Below are 3,322 nucleotides of genomic sequence, written 5' to 3' on the forward strand. Positions count from 1 at the left end.
CAGGGCTGGCCTTCTGGTGATGGGACCTCCAGATGAAGCCAATCCAACGGCAATGAACAATAGGACTTCAGGCTTTAGGCTGTTTAGAGAAAATGCAGGAGGCATGCAGCGGATAAAATTAAATATTGGGACAGGCACAAGTGAAAGTTGGTTTGATGGCGGCGCTGCTGCTGACATTGATCCAAGCACCGACGAATGGAGCCATATTGCCTTCACTATTGGTCCGGATCAAGCCACTGTTTATATAGATGGTGAAGTTGTTAGTCAAAATGATTTTTCCGGTATTGATTGGACCGGATGTGATTTATTGTCTGTCGGCTCCGGAGCTCCCAGGTTTGCAGGCTGGGGTCATTTATCTACTTCAGGCTTGATTGATGAGCTGAGGATTTTTGATACCGTATTGAGCCAAGAGGAAATTAAAGGGATTATTTCTACTGAAAGTAATTAAGCTGTACACTGAATGGTAGCCTGATTTAATAGGCTACCATTTTTTATTTTCTACCCCATGTCTAGAATAACATGCTGCTTTTTAATCCTTATTTTATCCTTTTCCTGTCAGGAAGAAACTGCCGAACAGCCTATTTTGCAAGTAACAAAGGTAATGGTGGGTTCTCTGGTCTTAAATCAGGATTACGATCAAAATTCGGGAATAGCGACCAATGAAAGCATTACCATATATTTTTCGTCTGCAGTTGACCGGGTCAATTTGGAGGAATCTATTCAGCTAAAGGAAAAAGAATCCGGCCAATCCGTAAATTTTAATCTTAACTTCTTCAGTGAAAATAAGGAGGTAAGGATTCAGATTATTGGTTTGATGAAACCCGGTACCACCTATGTGCTAGAAATAGAGCAGGGGCTCAATGGGACCATGGAAGGTCTTTTCTTGGGCTATAATGTAAACTATACCACCAAATCAGCAGCCTCAAGCCTAGTGGATTTTGAGATCCAAGGCGCCGAATGGATTGGAAATCGCCGCTGGGCAAATGCGGCCGTCTCCTTTTCCCTAAAACTCACTTTCTCTAAGCCTACCGCCCTTACATTGGAGCACCTTGAATTAACACAAGATGGAGTGGCCAGGGAATTGCTATTAGAGGCAGGGGATGATGATGTCTCTTGGTTTGTAAAAAGTGCCGATAAATTAGGGGATTTTAAGAGGCATACCTTTACAATCAGAGACCTTGCTCAAGCCGGTGAATCTAAAGTTCTGGAAGCGTTTACCTTGGAATTTTATACCGGGAAATCGGAAGAAAATAAGTTTCCGGCTTTGGATAATTCGGCCTTATTAACACTTATTCAGGAACAAACCTTTAAATATTTCTGGGATTTTGCCCATCCGAACAGTGGCATGATCAGGGAAAGAAATACCTCAGGAGATCTTGTGACCACAGGGGGAACCGGCTTTGGATTGATGGCTCTTATTGTGGGAATAGAAAGAGGCTTTATCAGTAGAAGTGAAGGTGTGGAAAGGTGGAGAAAAGTGGTAGATTTTTTGTCTAAAGCTGACCGATTTCATGGAGTTTGGTCTCATTGGTTGAATGGAAATACAGGGCAAGTGATTCCTTTCAGTCCCAAAGACGATGGGGGAGACCTTGTAGAAACGGCATTGTTAATCCAAGGATTGTTGACGGTAAAAGAATACTTGGATCCCAACAATACAAAGGAAAATGAAATCATAGGAAAGATCAATGAGCTGTGGGAGGAAGTTGAATGGGACTGGTATACCAGAGGAGGTCAGAACAAATTGTTCTGGCATTGGTCCCCCAATCATGCCTGGGACATGAACTTGCCTGTGACAGGCTACAATGAGGCTTTGATTGTATATGTTTTGGCAGCAGCTTCTCCAACCCATGCTATTGACGCAGAGGTGTACCACCAAGGTTGGGCCAGGTCCGGTGCTATCGTCAATGGCAAAACCTATTTCGATCAGACCTTACCTCTAGGGCCTGAGATGGGAGGCCCTCTGTTTTATTAGCATTATTCGTTTTTGGGTTTAGACCCCAGATCTCTTCAAGATCAATATGCAAACTATTGGGATCAGAATGTGAGTCACAGTAAGATCCATAGGGCCTATGCAGTACAAAATAGTTTGGGATTTGTAGGGTACAGTGCGGAAATGTGGGGACTCACAGCCAGCGATAACCAAGAAGGGTATAGTGCCCATTCTCCAACAAATGATTTAGGAGTTGTGACACCAACAGCAGCCCTTTCGGCCATGCCCTATACCCCGGAAGCTTCTATGGAAGCACTTAAACTCTATTATTATAGTTTGGGTGACAGGTTATGGGGAGAATATGGCTTTTATGATGCCTTTAACCTTACAGAGAATTGGTTTGCAGATAGTTATCTGGCCATAGATCAGGGGCCAATAATTATTATGATTGAAAACCACAGAAGCGGATTATTATGGAATCAATTTATGAAAAATGAACAGGTGAAAGAAGGCCTGGATAAGTTAGGATTTACTTATTAAAATTGATACATGGTCTGGCCATTAAAATACAAATAAAATGAAGAAGATATTCAACGCATATTTTATTATTCTCGGGATTGGACTGCTTGTTTTAGGCTGCACCGAAAAAGAGGTCTCATCTAATAGGATCCTAGCCAAAGGCTATGCCAGGCATGTAGAATTGCAATGGGAGCCTGTGCTTGGAGCTGAATCTTATACCGTTTTCGTTAAAAAGGAAGACAGCGATTATACGGAAAGAGCAAGTATAAAAGATACAATTTACCTTGATTTTGTCAATGATTTGGGAACTGAGCTTACACTTTCTTATAAGGTGGAAGCCCAATTAAAAGACGATACAGAGAGTTTGGGAGAAGCTACCGTTGCTACCCGTTCCATGTCAGATGAAGAACTATTGGACATGGTTCAATATTATACTTTTCGTTATTTCTGGGAAGGTGCTGAACCCAATTCAGGAATGGCTAGGGAGCGTATTCATATGGATGGAAACTATCCCCAAAATGACCAAAATGTAGTGACCACAGGAGGGACAGGATTTGGACTATTTGGTCTGATTGCCGGAATTGAGAGAGCTTGGGTGAGCAGAGAAGAAGGTTTCAAGCGTTTTGAGCGCATTGTTGATTTTTTGGCAAATGCAGACAGGTTTCATGGAGTCTGGTCCCATTGGATCCATGGGGAAAACGGTAAAGTGAAGCCTTTTGGTAGCAATGATGATGGGGGAGACTTGGTTGAATCTGCCTTCTTGATGCAGGGCCTTTTGGCAGTAAGGGAATATTACAAAAACGGCAATGAGCAAGAGAAAGCATTGGCCCTAAAGATAGACGAACTTTGGAAGGCAATGGATTGGACCTGGTA

General features: G+C 42.6%; 1 protein-coding gene and 2 pseudogenes. All 3 read left to right on the top strand.

Annotated elements, in window-relative coordinates:
- A partial coding sequence (locus tag AAC037_RS22245; RefSeq protein WP_339905717.1) for a LamG domain-containing protein occupies positions 1-448 on the top strand: 448 nt, incomplete at its 5' end.
- A gap of 153 nt (positions 449-601) precedes the next feature.
- Positions 602-2,470, top strand: a pseudogene (locus tag AAC037_RS22250) (glucoamylase family protein).
- Between the two features lie 37 nt (positions 2,471-2,507).
- A pseudogene (locus AAC037_RS22255) lies at positions 2,508-3,322 on the top strand (beta-glucosidase); the annotation flags it as partial.

Source organism: uncultured Cyclobacterium sp., from assembly GCF_963976465.1.
GTDB lineage: Bacteria > Bacteroidota > Bacteroidia > Cytophagales > Cyclobacteriaceae > Cyclobacterium.